General features: G+C 40.4%; 16 protein-coding genes. 15 read left to right on the top strand and 1 reads right to left on the bottom strand.

Going from position 1 to position 18,035, the window contains the following annotated elements; genetic code table 11:
- Window positions 1-12: 12 nt before the first annotated feature.
- The 15 genes from IGJ39_RS13035 (at window position 13) to IGJ39_RS12965 (ending at window position 16,032) form a co-directional block, all read left to right on the top strand.
- Window positions 13-903 carry a YicC/YloC family endoribonuclease gene (locus tag IGJ39_RS13035; RefSeq protein WP_019722352.1) on the top strand — a complete coding sequence of 297 codons (891 nt, stop codon included), beginning with the start codon at window positions 13-15 and terminating at the stop codon, window positions 901-903.
- A gap of 257 nt (window positions 904-1,160) precedes the next feature.
- Window positions 1,161-1,775: a guanylate kinase gene (gene gmk, locus IGJ39_RS13030; RefSeq protein ID WP_010734096.1), complete on the top strand. Its 615-nt coding sequence runs from the start codon at window positions 1,161-1,163 to the stop codon at window positions 1,773-1,775.
- A 4-nt stretch (window positions 1,776-1,779) separates the two neighbouring features.
- On the top strand, window positions 1,780-2,085 hold the full coding sequence (gene rpoZ, locus IGJ39_RS13025) for a DNA-directed RNA polymerase subunit omega (RefSeq protein WP_010734097.1): 306 nt from the start codon (window positions 1,780-1,782) through the stop codon (window positions 2,083-2,085).
- 190 nt (window positions 2,086-2,275) lie between these two features.
- The gene (priA, locus tag IGJ39_RS13020) at window positions 2,276-4,684 is read left to right on the top strand and encodes a primosomal protein N' (RefSeq protein ID WP_019722351.1); all 2,409 of its coding nucleotides are present in this window, start codon (window positions 2,276-2,278) and stop codon (window positions 4,682-4,684) included.
- Between the two features lie 13 nt (window positions 4,685-4,697).
- Window positions 4,698-5,189, top strand: a complete 492-nt coding sequence (gene def, locus IGJ39_RS13015; RefSeq protein WP_019722350.1) for a peptide deformylase — start codon at window positions 4,698-4,700, stop codon at window positions 5,187-5,189.
- Window positions 5,182-6,126 carry a methionyl-tRNA formyltransferase gene (gene fmt / locus IGJ39_RS13010; protein ID WP_019722349.1) on the top strand — a complete coding sequence of 315 codons (945 nt, stop codon included), beginning with the start codon at window positions 5,182-5,184 and terminating at the stop codon, window positions 6,124-6,126. The genes def and fmt overlap by 8 nt, the downstream gene beginning before the upstream one ends.
- A complete protein-coding gene (gene rsmB, locus IGJ39_RS13005) occupies window positions 6,126-7,484 on the top strand; it encodes a 16S rRNA (cytosine(967)-C(5))-methyltransferase RsmB (protein WP_019722348.1) in 1,359 nt (452 codons plus the stop codon). The genes fmt and rsmB overlap by 1 nt, the downstream gene beginning before the upstream one ends.
- Before the next feature lie 12 nt (window positions 7,485-7,496).
- Complete coding sequence (locus IGJ39_RS13000) at window positions 7,497-8,237, top strand: Stp1/IreP family PP2C-type Ser/Thr phosphatase (RefSeq protein WP_010734102.1); 741 nt, start codon at window positions 7,497-7,499, stop codon at window positions 8,235-8,237.
- Entirely contained in the window at window positions 8,234-10,282 is a 2,049-nt protein-coding gene (pknB, locus tag IGJ39_RS12995) for a Stk1 family PASTA domain-containing Ser/Thr kinase (protein ID WP_019722346.1), read from the top strand. Before IGJ39_RS13000 ends, pknB begins: the two co-directional genes overlap by 4 nt.
- Before the next feature lie 151 nt (window positions 10,283-10,433).
- On the top strand, window positions 10,434-11,333 hold the full coding sequence (rsgA, locus tag IGJ39_RS12990) for a ribosome small subunit-dependent GTPase A (RefSeq protein ID WP_029593934.1): 900 nt from the start codon (window positions 10,434-10,436) through the stop codon (window positions 11,331-11,333).
- A gap of 12 nt (window positions 11,334-11,345) precedes the next feature.
- A complete protein-coding gene (rpe, locus tag IGJ39_RS12985) occupies window positions 11,346-11,996 on the top strand; it encodes a ribulose-phosphate 3-epimerase (protein WP_019722345.1) in 651 nt (216 codons plus the stop codon).
- Window positions 11,996-12,634 carry a thiamine diphosphokinase gene (locus IGJ39_RS12980; RefSeq protein WP_019722344.1) on the top strand — a complete coding sequence of 213 codons (639 nt, stop codon included), beginning with the start codon at window positions 11,996-11,998 and terminating at the stop codon, window positions 12,632-12,634. The genes rpe and IGJ39_RS12980 overlap by 1 nt, the downstream gene beginning before the upstream one ends.
- Before the next feature lie 159 nt (window positions 12,635-12,793).
- Window positions 12,794-13,648, top strand: a complete 855-nt coding sequence (gene mreC, locus IGJ39_RS12975; RefSeq protein WP_010734107.1) for a rod shape-determining protein MreC — start codon at window positions 12,794-12,796, stop codon at window positions 13,646-13,648.
- Between the two features lie 3 nt (window positions 13,649-13,651).
- The gene (gene mreD / locus IGJ39_RS12970) at window positions 13,652-14,176 is read left to right on the top strand and encodes a rod shape-determining protein MreD (RefSeq protein ID WP_019722343.1); all 525 of its coding nucleotides are present in this window, start codon (window positions 13,652-13,654) and stop codon (window positions 14,174-14,176) included.
- 362 nt (window positions 14,177-14,538) lie between these two features.
- Window positions 14,539-16,032 carry a C40 family peptidase gene (locus IGJ39_RS12965; protein WP_019722342.1) on the top strand — a complete coding sequence of 498 codons (1,494 nt, stop codon included), beginning with the start codon at window positions 14,539-14,541 and terminating at the stop codon, window positions 16,030-16,032.
- A gap of 124 nt (window positions 16,033-16,156) precedes the next feature.
- Here IGJ39_RS12965 and IGJ39_RS12960 read toward each other — a convergent pair whose 3' ends face one another.
- Window positions 16,157-17,956, bottom strand: a complete 1,800-nt coding sequence (locus IGJ39_RS12960; protein ID WP_019722341.1) for a M3 family oligoendopeptidase — start codon at window positions 17,954-17,956, stop codon at window positions 16,157-16,159.
- Window positions 17,957-18,035 lie beyond the last annotated feature (79 nt).

Genomic DNA, 18,035 nt, shown 5'->3' with positions numbered 1-18,035 from the left:
GGACTCTGTCGCATGAAGAGCATGACTGGCTTTGGCAATGCCATCCGCGAAAAAAAGAACTATCAACTTGAAATCGAGATCAAAAGCGTCAATCAACGGTTTTTAGATATCCAGATACGTAGCCCTAAAGTATTAGGCTTTGTTGAGAATGAATTGAGACAATTGATCAAAACGAAGTTAAGTCGAGGACGTGTCGATGTCTTTATTAATTTAACATACTTGGGTGAACAAGATAAAAAAGTGACGATCAATTGGCAACTGATCGATACGCTCTATACACAGATGACTACCGGTATTAAAGAAAGGTATGGCGAAGCGAATGCATTGTCGATCGGTAAACTGATCGAACGTTTTGCACTAAACGAAGAGTTTGTGACAATTGCTGAAGCAACGGAAGAGGATCAAGACTTACTTGCACAATTAGCGAAAGAAACGATGCAAACAGCACTTCGTTCAATCGAAGAAAGTCGGAGTATAGAAGGCCAAGCCTTGGCGAACGTATTACTTCAACAAACCGCAGAATTAAAACAAAATATTGCTGGATTAGCTAACTTTGTCGAGATTTATGAGCAAGAATTTCAGACGAGATACCAAGAAAAATTAGAAGCTTTTCTTGGTGCAGAAGTTGAGCGAGATCGTTTATTGACCGAAATAGCGATTCTTTTAGAGCGTGGCGATATCCATGAAGAAATCGACCGTTTAATCATCCATACGCAGAAATTGGAAGAGCTACTTGAAGCAGATTACCCCATCGGTAGAGAACTAGATTTCCTTTTACAAGAGATGAATCGCGAAATCAATACGATCGGCTCAAAATCAAGCGCGATCGAAATCAAAAACCATGTCGTTCAGTCCAAAACGATTTTAGAAAAAATCCGTGAGCAAATCCAAAATATTGAATAAGTGTCCAGCCTGTCTAATTGATGACCTGTCCGTTAGGCAGGCTTATTTCCGAAGAGGTTACTCCTGTTCCCGCCGTTTATTCGTTTTTTAGGTATCCAACAAAAGTTATTTTTACTTTTGTCTCGGACTCTTTAGTGGGAAGTAGACTAGCTTTTTCTAGGTTTTCTAGCTATAATAAAAAAATAGCCTTGAAAGTTGCAAGAAAAAAGTGCAAAATAAGCAATAGTATAAAAAAGACTAGTTGAAAGGACGTCGTCATGTCAGAGCGTGGATTATTAATCGTGTTGTCTGGTCCATCCGGTGTGGGAAAAGGCACAGTGCGAAAAGCAATTTTTGAGAGTGAGGATAATGATTTCCAATATTCGATTTCGATGACGACACGCAAGATGCGTGAAGGAGAAGTTGAAGGAGTCGACTACTATTTCCGAAGCCGCGAAGAATTTGAACAAATGATCGCTAAAGGCGAAATGTTGGAATATGCAGAATATGTCGGGAATTATTATGGTACACCACTATCGTATGTCAACAAAACCTTAGACGAAGGAAAAGACGTTTTTCTTGAAATTGAAGTCCAAGGTGCACAACAAGTAAAAGAAAAAGTACCTGACGGCGTATTTATTTTCCTGACGCCCCCAGATTTAGCAGAATTGAAATCACGAATCGTTGGGCGTGGGACAGATGCAGATGAAGTAATCGAAGAACGAATGAAAGTCGCTAAGGAAGAAATCGAGATGATGGCACTGTATGACTATGCTGTTGTCAATGATGAAGTTCCATTAGCGGTCAACCGAATCAAAGATATTATTGCAAGTGAACATTTCCGTGTCGATCGTGTCATCGGAAAATATATCAAAATGTTAAAGGAGATGTAGTCTTATGATGTTAAAACCTTCAATCGACTCATTATTAGATCGCGTGAATTCAAAATATTCTCTAGTGATCTTAGCAAGTAAACGCGCACATGAATTAGACGCAAAAGCACAACCAACAATGGATTCATTTGATTCTGTCAAAAGTGTTGGACAAGCTTTAGAAGAAATCGAAGCAGGAAATGTGATCAGTGATCCACATCCTGAATTAAAACGTGAACGTCTACGTATGGAAGACGAAGAACGTCGTGCGCAAAAAGACCGTGCACAACAAGAATTAGAGTCTCGTATCCGTGACGAGCAAAAACTATAAAATCAACTCACTATTCAGCTTATGGATAGCAAAAGATTTGAGCTTGGGAAATGTTCCTAGGCTCTTTTTTTTCCTGCGTTAATTTTTTGTTAGGATTTGGCAGAAAGTAAGACAAAACAAGGAATCTCTAGTAAAATAGGCAAGAGCCATTTTGTGTTTAAAACCAAGATGAAGAAAGGAGAAGGAGTCCATGACTGTTATTGCGGATGTGATTGTCGATGTACCAACTATGCAAACCGACCAAGCATTCACCTACTTGGTTCCTTCTGAAATGGAAGCGGCTATCCAAGTCGGTATGCGTGTAGCGATACCATTTGGAAACGGCAATCGCCAAGTCCAAGGCTTTGTGATGGCGTTGACAGCCAACGAGCAACCTCTAAAAAAAGAATTAAAGCCAATCCTTCAATTACTTGACCTGGCACCTGTTGTCAATCAAGAGTTGATGAGGTTAGCAGACTATATGAAAACCATTACGTATGCTTTTAAAATCACCTGTTTACAAACGATGCTACCAAGTGTCATGAAAGCAGAATACGATAAGCTCATTTACCCAGTGACCGATGAACCAGAAGTCGTTGCATTTTTCGCAGGTAGACAAGAGATTTCTTGGAAGGAAGCGGAAGAAACTGGGATCTTACCGCAATTGATCCGTTGGCGTAAAAACAAGCTAGTTGATATCCGTTACGAAGTCCATACAAAAAACAAAGTGAAAACGATCCGTGTCGTGCACTCTCTTTTGTCAAAAGGACAACTCGATGAAGCTTGGGGCACCTTGAGGCAAAATGCGAAAAAACAAAAAGAATTACTTCTTTATTTGTCAGAAATGGAAAAACCAATGCCTATTGCTTATTTCAAAGAAAAAGGAGTCAGTTCTGCCGTATTGAATCAAGGTAGAGATAAAGGTTGGTTGCGTATCGAAGAAGTCGAAAGTTATCGTGACCCTTATAAAGACCGGGTATTTGAACGAACGACTGCCTTACAATTGAATGAAGAACAACAATCGGCGGTTCAGCAGATCATTGAAGCCTGTCATCAGGAAAAGAATGAAACCTTTTTACTTGAAGGAATTACTGGTAGTGGGAAAACGGAAGTCTATCTTCAAGCCATTGCTGATGTCTTGGCAGAGAAGAAGACAGCAATCATGTTGGTTCCTGAAATCGCATTGACCCCTCAGATGGTCGAACGTTTTAAAGGGCGCTTTGGAGAATCCGTCGCAGTTTTACATAGTGGCTTATCTCAAGGTGAGAAATATGATGAATGGCGTAAAATCGAGCGCAATGAAGCGCAGGTCGTCGTCGGTGCACGTTCAGCGATCTTTGCCCCACTAGAGAACATTGGGTTGATCATCATTGATGAAGAGCATGAATCGAGCTATAAACAAGATGAAACCCCGCGTTACCATGCCAGAGATTTAGCTATATGGCGTGGGAATTACCATCATTGTCCGATCGTTTTGGGGAGCGCGACACCTTCCCTCGAATCAAGAGCCCGTGCACAAAAAGGGGTCTATCGCATGTTGCATTTGAGTCAGCGTGCGAAAATGAGTGCGCAATTACCTGAGATCGAAGTCGTCGATATGCGTGAAGAATTCGAAAAGAATCAGACATCGACGTTCTCTCAATTATTACAAGAAAAAATCCAAGATCGATTAGAAAAAAAAGAACAGACAGTTCTTCTATTGAATCGACGAGGGTATTCTTCCTTTGTGATGTGCCGAGATTGTGGCTTTGTCTTGCCTTGCCCAAATTGCGATATCTCATTGACTCTCCATATGGATTCTCGCTCGATGCGTTGCCATTATTGTGGACATGAAGAAGCGATCCCGCATCGTTGTCCAAATTGTGGGGAAAACAAGATCCGGTATTATGGAACGGGAACACAAAAAGTGGAAGAAGAGTTAAAAGCACTGTATCCTCAAGCAAGAATCTTGCGGATGGATGTGGATACCACCAGAAAAAAAGGCGCGCATGAACGAATCTTACAAAAATTTGGGGACAAACAAGCGGATATTCTACTAGGAACGCAGATGATCGCAAAAGGGTTAGATTTTCCTGATGTGACCTTAGTCGGCGTTCTAAATGCAGACACTTCGTTGAATCTGCCAGATTTTCGTTCTAGTGAACATACCTTCCAATTATTGACACAAGTCTCCGGAAGGGCAGGAAGAGCCGAAAAAGCTGGGGAAGTCGTGATCCAAACATTTAATCCGAATCACTATGCGGTAACTTTAGCAAAGGAACAAAATTATGAACGCTTTTATCAACAAGAAATGAATGTACGCCATCGTGGAGGCTATCCGCCTTATTACTTCACTGTGAAAATCACGACGAGCCATCCAGAAGAACAAGTCGCAGCCAAAAAAATCTTTCAGATCGCCAGTCAATTAAAACAAGTATTAGGAACGAACAGCCTTCTGTTAGGTCCGGTACCTAGCACCGTTTTACGTGTGAAAAATCGCTATTACTATCAGCTGATCATCAAATATAAACATGAACCAGAACTGCCTAACGTTCTGAAAGAAATTTTGGATCAAAGTCAAAAAGAACAGCGACAAAATCTATTTGTTGCGATCGACAACGAGCCGCTACATTTTATTTAAGAAAGGAAACACTATGCGTTATCCAATAATGATCCACCCAAATAAAAAATTGAATCGAAAAGCCCAACCAATCGATATGATCACTGATGAGACCATCGTCTTGTTAGATAACTTGTATGAAACAATGGTGGCAAATGACGGCGTCGGCATCGCCGCGCCGCAAGTCGGCAAAAATCAACGGATCGCTATTGTTGAAGTCGATGAAGGGGATAAGTTTGAACTCATCAATCCTGAGATCATCGAGGCAAAAGGAGAAAGCATCGATGTGGAAGGTTGCTTAAGTATTCCGCATGTCTACGGTACAGTCAAACGTGCAGATGAAGTAACAGTTCGATATTATGATCGTGACGGAGAGGAAATCGAAGTTACCGCGTTTGGCTATCTTGCACGTGCCTTTCAACATGAGATCGATCACTTAGATGGGATTTTATTTATCGATAAAATGATCGAACAAATCCCCGAAGAAAAACTCGAAGAATACATGGAGGAACATTTAGATGACTAAAATCGTATTTATGGGAACCCCAGCATTTTCAGTTCCTGTACTAGAAGGGCTGATCGACCAAGGGTATGAGATCGTCGCTGTCGTGACACAACCTGATCGACCAGTGGGAAGAAAAAAAATCATTACCCCAACACCTGTGAAAGTAGCGGCGTTGAAGTACGATCTTCTTGTGCTACAGCCAGAAAAAATCACGGGTTCTCCAGAAATGCAAACAATCATTGATTTGCAACCAGATGTGCTGGTAACAGCAGCGTTTGGTCAATTCTTACCGGAGAAACTATTGCAAGTTCCAACACATGGAGCAATCAATGTTCATGCCTCTTTACTACCAAAATATCGTGGCGGTGCGCCAGTCCATTATTCCATTATCAACGGGGAAAAAGAGACAGGTGTAACGATCATGGAGATGATCAAGAAAATGGATGCGGGCGGTATTTTCTCACAAGCAAGCCTACCAATCACTAAACAAGATGATGTCGGTACGATGTTTGAAAAACTTAGTCTATTAGGCAAAGAGTTATTGCTAGAAACACTACCAAAGATCATTTCTGGCGAATTGACGCCTACGCCTCAAAATGAGGATCAAGCAACGTTTTCACCGAATATCACACGTGAACAAGAAGCAATCAATTGGGAAAAAACAGCAGAAGAAATCGACTGCCAAGTTCGTGGCATGCGTCCATGGCCCATTGCTTTTACAACCTATGAAGGAACACGCTGGAAGCTTTGGGCAGTAGATGTGTTGGCAGATGAGACGACATCTGAAACACCAGGGACTATCATCCATAAAGATAAAAAACAATTATGGGTAGCTTGTGGGGAACAGACGGTATTATCGATCAAAGAACTACAACCTGCCGGTAAAGCAAAACAACTAATACAAGAATTCCTAAATGGCAGTGGACAACAAGTCGCTGTAGGACAGCAGGTGAAATAATGGCGAAAATACCAAAAAAAATGAAACGTTCGGTTCGCTTTATGGCGTTGATGACATTAGAGCGTGTCAACAAAGGTGGAGCATACTCCAATCTATTGTTGAATGAGATGATCAACCAAGGCGATCTTAACCAAAAAGATATCGGTCTGTTTACAGAACTAGTGTATGGAACGATCAGTCGCCATCGTTTGATTGCATTTTATGTTGCGCCATTGATTGCAAATGCAAAAAAAGTGGATGACTGGGTCAAAACTTTGCTGTATTTGTCTGTCTATCAACTCGAATTTTTAGATAAAGTACCTGATCATGCAATTTTGAATGAAGCAGTAGAAATTGCAAAAATCAAAGGTAACCCCGGCGCAGGGAAATTTGTGAACGGCGTATTAAGAAATTATTTACGTCAAGGAAAACCTGATCTGGAAACTATCACAGATGAAGTCGAACGTTTAGCCGTTAAATTAAGTCTGCCGAATTGGCTGACACAGCGCTTAATTGACCAAATCGGCTACGAGGAAACAGAAAAGTTAGGTCTTTCATTGTATCAACCAAGTCATGTGAGTGGCCGTATTGATACCCGTAAACTTTCGCGTGAACAAGCACTGGATCAATTGAAAGAAGAAGGACTAGATGTAAAAGCAAGTCCAATAAGCCCATATGGTGTGATTGCTGAAAAGGGCAGACTTGCCTCTACGACACTTTTTCACGATGGCTTGATGACGATCCAAGATGAAAGCTCGATGCTTGTTGCACCAGCGATGCAGATTGAGCCAGAACATCATGTACTAGATGCCTGCGCTGCCCCTGGTGGCAAAACGACCCATATCGCCACGTTCCTTGATCCAACTTGTGGAGGAGAAGTCGTGGCTCTAGATGTCCATGACCACAAAGTAAAACTAGTGGAAGAGAACGCTCGCCGTTTAGGAGTTGCCAACGCAGTGTTCGCACAAAAAATGGATGCACGTGAAGTCAAAGAACAGTTTGAAGCAGAACAATTTGACCGTATTTTAGTAGATGCTCCATGTTCCGGTTTTGGCTTGTTACGCCGAAAACCAGATATTCGTTATAAAAATAATGAAAAAGAATTAGCCAATTTACCGGCTATCCAACTAGCTATTTTGGAAAGTGTGGCTACGGCTCTTAAACCTTCAGGAATATTGACCTACAGTACTTGTACGATTTTGAAAGAAGAGAATCAAGAAGTTGTTTCAGCGTTTTTACAACGACATCCTGATTTTGAGAAGATTGATGTTTTAGTTGATCCTGTGCTACAATCATCAATCAAGGATAAGATGTTGACGTTGTATCCACATCAATCTTATACAGATGGCTTTTTCATTTGCTGTTTGCGCAAAAAGTAATGAGGTGAAAGTATGCAGATTGAATATCAATCAGATGTAGGAAGAAGACGTAATACGAATCAAGATTATGTCAGTGTATTTGAAAACCAAGTCGGTCTCACGCTGGCGGTTTTAGCAGATGGCATGGGTGGGCACCGCGCAGGCGATATTGCTAGTCAAATGGCCGTCACAAATTTAGGGAAAGCCTGGGAAGAGCAAGCGTTACTTGATGACGAAAAAATCGCGCAGTGGTTTATCCAAGCAATCCAAGAAGAAAACCGCGCGATTCATCAATTAGGACAAGAACAGCTTGAATATAACGGAATGGGAACAACGATCGTAGCAGCTGCCCTATCAGAGGAACGTTTCACGATTGCCAATGTTGGCGATAGTCGTGCGTATTTGCTTCGCGATAATCGGATCATTCGCTTGACGGAAGACCATTCTTTAGTAAATGAATTAGTCAAATCTGGTGAAATCAGCGAAGAAATGGCCGTCAATCATCCACGTAAGAATATCTTGACTCGATCTGTCGGCATGCCAGGATCATTAGAAGTCGATGTTGCAACGTATCTTTGGCAACTCCAAGATCGTTTGCTTCTATGTTCGGATGGTTTGACGAATATGCTGTCAGAAGAAACGATCGGTACGATCATCAATCAAGAAGGATCATTATCAGAAAAAGTAACGCAATTAGTGGATCAAGCAAATGAAGCTGGCGGAGCAGATAATATCAGCGTTCTTCTTATTGAATACAAGGAGGATGTTGCATGATTGAGCCAGGAAGAAAATTAAATGGTCGTTACCAAATTACCGGTAACATCGGTAGTGGCGGTATGGCAAATGTCTTTTTAGCCCATGACTTGATTTTAGATCGAGATGTTGCAATCAAAGTCCTACGCTTTGATTTCCAAAATGACCAAACGGCGATCCGTCGTTTTCAACGAGAAGCATTAGCGGCAACCGAATTAGTTCATCCAAATATCGTCAGTGTTTATGATGTCGGTGAAGAAGATAACATGCAGTACTTAGTTATGGAATATGTAAAGGGAATGGATTTAAAACGTTATATCCAAACGCACTATCCGATTCCTTATGAAACAGCAGTAAACATCATGCAACAAATCTTGTCTGCGATTTCTTTAGCACATAGCCATCAAATCATCCACCGAGATTTAAAACCACAAAATGTCTTGATCGATAATGAAGGTGTTGTGAAAATCACCGATTTTGGTATTGCGATTGCTTTATCTGAAACATCGATCACCCAAACGAATACGATGCTTGGTTCGGTTCACTACCTTTCACCAGAACAAGCAAGAGGTAGTATGGCGACAAAACAATCAGATATCTATGCGTTAGGGATCATTTTATATGAAATGCTGACAGGAAGCGTTCCTTTTGATGGGGAATCAGCTGTCACCATTGCACTGAAACATTTTCAGGATGACTTGCCTTCAATCAAAGAGTTAGATCCAGGGGCACCTCAGTCATTGGAGAATGTTGTCTTGAAAGCAACAGCCAAAGAACCTGTCGACCGGTATAAAACGGCAGAAGAAATGGCAGATGACCTAGCAACGGTGTTGTCGTTAGAACGAGCAAACGAAGAAAAATGGCAACCCCAGGCGATGGACAACGAAACAAGAGTATTGACACCACTGACGGCAGAAACACCGATGCCAGATTCCTTTAAGTCAATGCCTCTTCCCGAAGAGAAACCAGCGGAAGAATTACCAGATCCCGAAGAAACAATGCCAGATGTAAAGACTAAAAAAAGAAAAAAATGGTGGATCATTTTGCTGGTCTTGCTTGCTTTGTTAGGAATTGGGACAGCGATTTTATTTGCTTCAGGTGGACGAGGAGAAGTAACGGTTCCCGATGTTTCGGGTCAATCCGAAGCTTCAGCAAGAGAAGCTTTGACACAAGCAAAATTAAAGGTAGCAACGAACACTGAAGAAATTGCTGACGATACGATTGAGAAAGGAAATGTGGTCAAAACAGATCCAGCCTCAGGAACAACAGTGAAACAAAATCGTGAAGTCACGCTTTATATCAGTACAGGTAAGAAGAAAATCCAACTCGATGATTTTACGGGTATGTCTTACGATGAAGCGCGCAAGCAGCTACTGGATTTAGGTTTCTCTTCAAGTAGAATCAAAAAAGAAGAAGAATTTAGTGATGAGGTCACTAGTGGAAATATCATCTCACAATCAGAAGATGAAGGAACAGAAGTCGACCCCACATCAGATACGATTACTTTTACCGTTAGTAAAGGAAGTCAGCCGACGATGAGCGATTACACCGGACAAAACTATGAAACAGTTCTTAGTATTTTGAGAACGAATGGCTATACGAATATCAGTGCAACGAATGATTATAGTGATACGGTCCCAGCCGGTGCAATCATCAGTCAGTCACCAAGTTTTGGGGAACCATTGACGGATGCGACATTTATTAGTTTCGTGGTGAGTAAAGGACCAGATGCGAAGACACTGAATGACATTTCTGGTTATACGAAAAGTGATGCGCAAAGTTACTTATCTGGTATCGGTGCCGACTACATTGGTCATGAAACGTATGAGTTTTCAGATACAGTAGAAAAAGACAAAGTGATCCGTACAGATCCAGGAGTAGGTGCATCAATCACATCAGGAACGATCGTCAGTGTGATCTACTCAAAAGGACCAGACCCAGCGAAAGCATCATCAAGTTCTGAAAAAGATTCTTCCAGCAGTTCTTCTAGCAGTTCAAGCAGTAGTTCAAGTTCCGAAACAACTAGTAGTAGTACCACTACAACGTCCTCGACGGATAGTGACTAGTAGACAGAATTAAACGAACTAAAACGACAATGATAAAAAATAGATCTGAGAATTCAAAATGTCGGCGGCATTTGAGGAAATTCTTAGGTCTATTTTTTGGTGATTTCTCCTAACTTCTGTTGTCCTATGGTAAAATATACTAAAAATGGAGGTGGGTTTCATTAAAGGGCAAATCAGAAAAGCAATAAGTGGATTTTATTACGTATATAAAGATGGAGAGACCTATCAGACACGAGGTCGAGGGAATTTTCGTAATCGAAAGATCACGCCCCTTGTTGGCGATCAAGTCATATTTGAAAGTGAAAACAAGACCGATGGCTATCTACTAGAAGTTTTACCACGTAAAAATCAATTAGTACGACCACCAGTAGCAAATGTTGATTTAGGAGTTGTTGTGACGAGTCTGATTGAACCAACATTCTCTTATAATCTACTCGACCGTTTTTTAGTCATGTTGGAATATGAATCGATCGAGCCAGTGATCTATTTGACGAAAACGGATTTAGCTGTCGATTCTACACAAATAAAAGAAATTAAAGAGACTTACGAAAAAATCGGCTATCCAGTGATCGTCCCTCGCACACAGGGTGACACGGATGAATTAGTTCGCTATTTTCCAGAAAGACTGACTGTTTTCATGGGACAGTCAGGTGCAGGTAAATCGACGTTGCTCAACCAAATCTCACCAGAACTTGAGTTAGAAACAGGTGAAATATCTGATTCTTTGGGACGGGGACGTCACACGACAAGACATGTCGAGTTATTACCACTTTATGATGGATTGGTTGCCGATACACCAGGTTTCAGTTCTATTGATTTCTTAGTCATCGAACCTGTCGAGTTATCCAAACAATTCCCTGAATTTGTCGATGCTTCTGTAGACTGTCGCTTTAGAGAGTGTATGCACGTAAAAGAGCCAGATTGTGAAGTCAAACGAAGAGTAGCGGCAAAAGAAATTGCACAGACTCGCTATGACAATTACTTGCAATTTTTGCAAGAAGTTGAAAACCGTAAACCGATGTACAACAAAAAAGAAACTAGAAGAAAGTAGGAGGGTATTTTTATGAAAATAGCACCATCGATTTTAAGCGCAGATTTCGCCAATCTCCAAACAGACATTGAACGAGTAGAAAAAGGTGGAGCAGACTATATCCATGTGGACGTAATGGACGGCCAATTCGTTCCCAACATTACATTCGGATCGAATGTAGTGCAAGCAATTCGTCCGGTCACAAAACTACCGTTAGACGTTCATTTGATGATCATCAATCCTGAAAATTATATTGCTGATTTTGCAAAAGCAGGTTCAGATATCATTACGGTCCATGTGGAATCGACACCACATATCCATCGTGCGATCCAGATGATCAAAGATTTAGATGTCAAAGCAGGGGTCGTTATCAATCCTGGTACACCGATCGAAATGATCAAGCATGTTTTGCCTTTAGTTGATCAAGTGTTAGTGATGACAGTCAATCCAGGCTTTGGCGGACAAAGCTTTATTACAGAAACAGTGGATAAAATCGCAGAGTTAGCGGAATTACGCAAGGTGAACGATTGGACCTATCAAATCGAAGTGGATGGTGGAATCGTTCCAGAAACTGCAAAAATTTGTCATGAAGCAGGTGCAGACGTATTTGTGGCAGGCTCCTATGTCTATAGTGCAGAAGATCCAGCAGCTCAAATCGATCAATTGAAAAAGGCATTAGGCTAATGGAAGTATTACTTGTTGCAGGCGGATCACCAGAAAATTGGCCAGACTTGTCACAGCAATCATTTGATCGATACGTGGGCATCGACCGTGGGGCACTCTATTTGCTTGAAAAAGGCTATTCGTTAGATCTAGCAATCGGTGATTTTGATTCATTGTCTTCCTCAGAATATCAACGAGTATCCGATAAAGCTGTCGAAGTACACCAAGCGCCAGCGGAGAAAGACGATACGGACACTCAGCTAGGTTTAGCAAAGACATTCGAACACTTTCCAGAAGCAATCGTGACACTGATCGGTGCAACTGGTGGAAGATTAGATCATTTATTAGCTAATCTATGGTTAGCATTAGAACCACGGTTTCAACCTTTTATACGACAGATCCAAATACAAGACAAACAAAACGTAATCACTTACTATCTACCAGGAGCTTACGAGATAAAAAAAATTCCTGAAATGAAGTATTTAGCTTACTGTTGTTTGACACCTGTTAGTCAATTGACATTATCTGACAGCAAATATCAACTATCAAACGAGGAAGTATCTCGTCCAACTTCTTATGCAAGCAATGAATTTGTCACTGACAAAGCATCCTTCAGCTTCTCTGAAGGAATCATTTCAGTCATCCAAAGTAAAGATTGATTGATCGGTTCAGGACAAAGTAGCAAAAGAAATGAAGCGGAAAAATGACAGTTTAAATTATTTGCTAAAAAAAGCTTAAAAGAAGGGTCGAGCCTTTTGTTTCCCCTTATTTAATGATAAAATTACAGGTAAGAGTCTAATTTAATTCGAGGTGTCTTTGTGAAGAAGTTCAATCCTAATAAAAATATCATTATTACCTTAGTCATCGTTATTATTGTAGTAACGGTCCTAAGTGTGACAGCTGCCCAGCGAGCGAATGAAGGAAAGCCCAATTTCTTCCAATCTATTGTGAACGACAGTGTCTCTTTTGTCGATCGGACGATTTCTGCTCCGGTCAAATGGGTCCAAAATGGCGTGGATTCAGTACATCATCTTTTCACCACCTATTCAGAAAATGAACGGTTAAAAGAAAAAATCGACAGCTATGATGAGATAGCTCAAAAAAACAAGAACATGCAAAAAGAAATCGATGCACTAAAAAGCGAACTCGATTTAAGCCAAACGTTGACGAGTTATGAAAGAGTCACAGCAAATGTGATCACTCGTTCACCTGACTCATGGCAAGATCTATTAGTCGTCGATAAAGGATCAAATGATGGAATCGAAGTCAATATGGCAGTCATGGCGCAAAAAGGTTTAGTCGGACGTGTCATTGAAGTCAATGCCACTTCTTCTAAAGTAGAATTGCTGACTTCATCAAATGTAAGTTCCAACCATTTCCCTGTCCGCGTATCTTCTGGAAACGGAGAATCTTTCGGTTTACTCAAGAATTATGACGAAAAGTTACAAGCGCTAGTTGTGACACAGCTAACAGGTGACAGTGAAATCAAAGAGGGCGACGTAGTACAAACATCAGGTCTTGGAGGCAACTCGCCAGCAGATCTACAAATCGGTACAGTCATCAAAACAAAACCAGATAGTTATGGGCTAGATCGCGAAGTCTATGTCAAACCTTATGCGGATATGTATGATCTCCCAGTAGTAACGATCATCAAACGTCTTGTGGAGGAATAGTCCATGCTGAAAAAAGAGAAAATGACCATTTATTTGCCGATCCTCCTGTTCTTACTCATGTTGATCGATGGGCACTTTACCCGAATGATGTTCAGGTGGTCGAGCGGTGACTACATGGCAAGTGCGCATCTTTTGATATTGGTTTTACTATTTTGCAGTTTGAGTTTTTCCAAACGCTACTTATTGATCACGACATTAGTTTTAGGTATTATCTTTGATTCTTACTATATTGGTGTGATCGGTATTTACGCAGTTGCTTTACCTTTATTAGTATTTATCATGTATGGGATGAAATCGGTCATCCATGTAAATATTTTTACTGAGTTTTTTAGCCTCATTATTTTCATCACAGGCTATGAGTTGTTTACATTGATCGTACAAATGGTATTCAAACTTGCGAGTGTAGATAGTACGTACTTTATCACTAAATATTTAGGCCCAACATTATTATTGAATATGGTATTGTTCGCTCTACTTGTATTCCCATTAAAGAAGCTATTCAAAGAAGGTCGGGACAGAAGTGTTTAGTCTCGAGAAATAAGGCGCCATCCACGAAAATTGTTTTTCAAATTTTTGTGGATGGCGCCTTATTGCCGAAGAAGTTACTTCTGTGCCTGCCATTTAATCTGTTTTAGGTGACGCGAGAGGCCCAATGTCTCAGGCTTTTTTTATTTAATTTAAAACGGGTATTATTTAATTATTGAAAAATGTATTATGAAAATAACCATGTCATCTTACATTTCTGTCATTATAATCAGTTGTTTTGAAATGTTTTTGTAACATAACTATTATCTCATTGACATACAGCTATGGTACAATTTTGTTATCGTTAAGAAAGACTTAAATATTTTTAGATATTTATTAAATTAAGCCAGTCGGAGGAATGAAGAGTGAAAAAGAGTTTAATATCAGCAGTAATGGTAAGTTCAATGGCCTTGACTGCCGTAGCATCACCGATCGCAGCCGCGGCGGAAGATTTTGATTCTCAAATACAACAACAAGATCAAAAAATTGCGGAATTACAAAACCAACAAGCAAGTGCCCAATCTCAAATCGAGGCATTAGAAGGTCAAGTCGCTGACATCAATACAAAAGCTGAAACTTTATTAGCTAATCAAGCAACACTACGTCAAGAGTCTTCTCAATTGACACAAGAAATTGCTGATCTACAAGAACGTATCGAAAAACGCGAAGCAACGATCCAAGAGCAAGCACGTGAAACACAAGTTAAAGGTACAAGCTCTAACTACATCGATGCAGTATTGAATGCTGAGTCATTCTCAGATGCTATTGGACGCGTTCAAGCAATGTCATCAATTGTACGTGCGAACCAAGACTTAGTGAAACAACAAAAAGAAGACAAACAGGCAGTTGAAGATAAAAAAGCTGAAAATGAAGCGAAGCTACAAGAGTTAGCAGAAAACCAAGCGGCTTTAGAATCACAAAAAGGCGACTTACTATCAAAACAAGCTGATTTAAATGTCCTAAAAACTACTTTAGCGGCTGAACAAGCAACAGCAGAAGATAAAAAAGAAGACTTGAACCGCCAAAAAGCAGAAGCAGAAGCTGAGCAAGCACGTATTCGTGAACAAGCTCGTTTAGCAGAGCAAGCGCGTCAACAAGCAGCACAAGAACAAGCTGAAAGAGAAGCACGTGAACAAGCAGCAGCAGTTGCCGCTGCAGCAGCACAAGAGCAAGAACAAGCTTCTTCTTCATCAGTACAAGAATCAACAGAAGTTTCTGAATCAGCTACTTCAGAATCATCATCAAGTGCTGAATCTTCAACAGAACAATCTTCAGTTCCTGAATCATCTACATCAACAGAAGATTCAACAACTGAAAGCAGTGTACCAGAATCTTCAACAGAAGAATCTACTACTACACCATCAGTTCCAGAAACAACAACACCATCAACGCCGGAGCCAACAACTCCATCAACACCGGAGCCATCAACACCTGCAACACCAGCTCCATCAACGCCGGAGCCATCAACACCGGCACCATCAATTCCAGCGCCAACGGCTCCATCTACTAATGGAGCAGCGATTGTAGCTGAAGCGATGAAATACATTGGGACTCCTTATGTATGGGGTGGAAAAGATCCAAGTGGATTTGACTGTTCTGGATTTACACGCTATGTGTACCTACAAGTAACTGGTCGTGACATCGGTGGTTGGACTGTACCTCAAGAATCAGCAGGAGCTAGAATCTCAGTTTCTCAAGCAAAAGCTGGAGACTTATTATTCTGGGGAGCAGCTGGTGGCACTTACCACGTAGCAATTTCTTTAGGTGGCGGACAATACATCCATGCACCACAACCGGGCGAAAGTGTTAAAATTGGCTCAGTTCAATGGTATGCACCTGACTTTGCTGTAAGTATGTAATTTATGAAGAACTAACTCTAAAGTGAGTTAGTTCTTTTTTTTACGAAACTGAAAAGGATCGAACAAACAGTTTTTGGTAACTGTCTGTTCGATCCTTTAAAATTTTCTTGCTTAGAAAGCATGATCAAATAAATTCTTCCGTCAATTCCATGAAGTTTTGGATATCTTCTAAGACCATGTTGATACCTGCTTGCCAAAAATCTGGTTTCGTTAAGTCTACACCTAAGTGTTTTTGAGCCAATTCTTCCGTTGTCATCGAAGCAGTATCGCGTAGTAAGTCGATATACTCTTGTTCAAAACTTGAACCTTGCTCGTTAGCATAGGCGTAAATACCTAAACTGAACAGGTAACCAAAGGTATAAGGGAAATTATAAAACGGTACATCATCAATAAAGAAATGTAGTTTTGCTGCCCAGAAATAAGGATGATAAGTAGATAATGCATTTGCATATCCTTCTTTTTGCGCTTCGATCATCATATCAGTGATCTCTTGTTCTGCCACTAGTCCTTTTTGTCGAGCAGTATAGAATTGATTTTCAAAGATAAAACGAGAATGGATATTCATGAACATAGCCAGAGCATTTTGTAGTTTCGTATCCAACAAATTGATTTTTTCTTCTTTTGTTGTTGCCGCTTTAAGTGTTGCATCAGCTACGATCAATTCTGCAAAGGTACTTGCTGTTTCAGCAACATTCATCGCGTATTCACGATTCAACGCTGGAAGATCCCACATCGTACTACTATGGAAAGCGTGACCTAACTCATGGGCTAAAGTAGCGACTTCGTTGACTGAATTACTATAAGTCATGAAGATTCTAGATTCTTGTGTTTCAGGCAATTCGGTACAGTAACCACCAGGTCGTTTGCCAGGACGATCTTCTGCTTCAATCCAACTTTTGTTAAAAGCGTCTTGAGCAAATTCAGCCATTTTAGGACTGAATTTATTGAAATTCTCAATGATAAATGCTGCCGCTTCATCAAAGGTAAAGGTTTTTTCTTTCATATCACCTAGAATGATCGGTGCATCTTGGTCTTGCCATTCCATTTTTTCTTTACCGAAAAGATTGGCTTTTCTTGTTAAGTAATCGACAAGGGGTTGTTTATTTTTTTGGATCGTCTCCCACATTACATCTAATGTTTCTTTTTTCAAGCGATTATATTCTAAAGGCTTTTGTAAGAAATCTGTTGTACCGTGTAGTTTATAGGTGGATAGACGGAACCCATCTAAATGATTCAAAGTGTCTGTAAATAAAGGTGCTTTTTCTTGCCAAGCAGTTTCCCAAGCTGTAAATAATTGTTTGCGGACTTCTGGATCAGGATCACCCATCATTTTATTGAATGCTTGACCAGCAGATAATTCAATGATTTCTCCCTCTTGTTCAAATGGTACAGTCACGCTAGCGACAATCGTATCATAATGACTACTCCAGGCATTCAAACCATCCAAAGATAATGTATTGATAATGTGCTCCTCGTTTTCAGATAACAAGCGTGCGCCATCGCGACGAATTTCGTTCATGCGAAAAGCAATCGGAGCTAATTGATCTTGAGCACTCAAGTGTGTCCATTCATTGTCAGATATTTCTGCAAATTTTTTCGATAAGATCGTATCTGCTGCTTGCCAACGTGGTAATGAAGCATAGAGTTTACCAGACAAAATCTTTGCATCGGAATCTTTTACATTAGCAGATAATAAAGCAGTAATATAACTATTACATTGGCTGAAGCCGTTGGTTACTTTTTCTTGAAGTGCCAAAATCGTCACAAGAGAATCGATATCTTCGGATGAAAATGACCATTGATTGATTTGTTCGTAATATGTTTCTATTTGTCGTTCTAATTGAGCCAAACGTTCATTTAATTCAGTTGAAGCACTTCCTCCAGGAAAGATAGAATCTAAATCCCAGTTAAGCGAATAAGTCATCAAAAAACCCCTCTCATATTTATGGTACTATCTCTAGTATAGCATTTAAAGAAGGAATAAGTCTTGGAGAAATTATTGT

Source organism: Enterococcus sp. AZ140 (genome assembly GCF_051714405.1).
Classification (GTDB): domain Bacteria; phylum Bacillota; class Bacilli; order Lactobacillales; family Enterococcaceae; genus Enterococcus_B; species Enterococcus_B pernyi.
The sequence above is the reverse complement of the archived record's forward strand: the minus strand, read 5'-3'. Positions and strand labels throughout refer to the sequence as shown.

Coding starts and splice junctions, on each gene's coding strand:
- IGJ39_RS13035 (WP_019722352.1), top strand. CDS start 13: ATGAAGAGCATGACTGGCTTTGGCAATGCCATCCGCGAAAAAAAGAAC.
- gmk (WP_010734096.1), top strand. CDS start 1,161: ATGTCAGAGCGTGGATTATTAATCGTGTTGTCTGGTCCATCCGGTGTG.
- rpoZ (WP_010734097.1), top strand. CDS start 1,780: ATGATGTTAAAACCTTCAATCGACTCATTATTAGATCGCGTGAATTCA.
- priA (WP_019722351.1), top strand. CDS start 2,276: ATGACTGTTATTGCGGATGTGATTGTCGATGTACCAACTATGCAAACC.
- def (WP_019722350.1), top strand. CDS start 4,698: ATGCGTTATCCAATAATGATCCACCCAAATAAAAAATTGAATCGAAAA.
- fmt (WP_019722349.1), top strand. CDS start 5,182: ATGACTAAAATCGTATTTATGGGAACCCCAGCATTTTCAGTTCCTGTA.
- rsmB (WP_019722348.1), top strand. CDS start 6,126: ATGGCGAAAATACCAAAAAAAATGAAACGTTCGGTTCGCTTTATGGCG.
- IGJ39_RS13000 (WP_010734102.1), top strand. CDS start 7,497: ATGCAGATTGAATATCAATCAGATGTAGGAAGAAGACGTAATACGAAT.
- pknB (WP_019722346.1), top strand. CDS start 8,234: ATGATTGAGCCAGGAAGAAAATTAAATGGTCGTTACCAAATTACCGGT.
- rpe (WP_019722345.1), top strand. CDS start 11,346: ATGAAAATAGCACCATCGATTTTAAGCGCAGATTTCGCCAATCTCCAA.
- IGJ39_RS12980 (WP_019722344.1), top strand. CDS start 11,996: ATGGAAGTATTACTTGTTGCAGGCGGATCACCAGAAAATTGGCCAGAC.
- mreD (WP_019722343.1), top strand. CDS start 13,652: ATGCTGAAAAAAGAGAAAATGACCATTTATTTGCCGATCCTCCTGTTC.
- IGJ39_RS12960 (WP_019722341.1), bottom strand. CDS start 17,956: ATGACTTATTCGCTTAACTGGGATTTAGATTCTATCTTTCCTGGAGGA.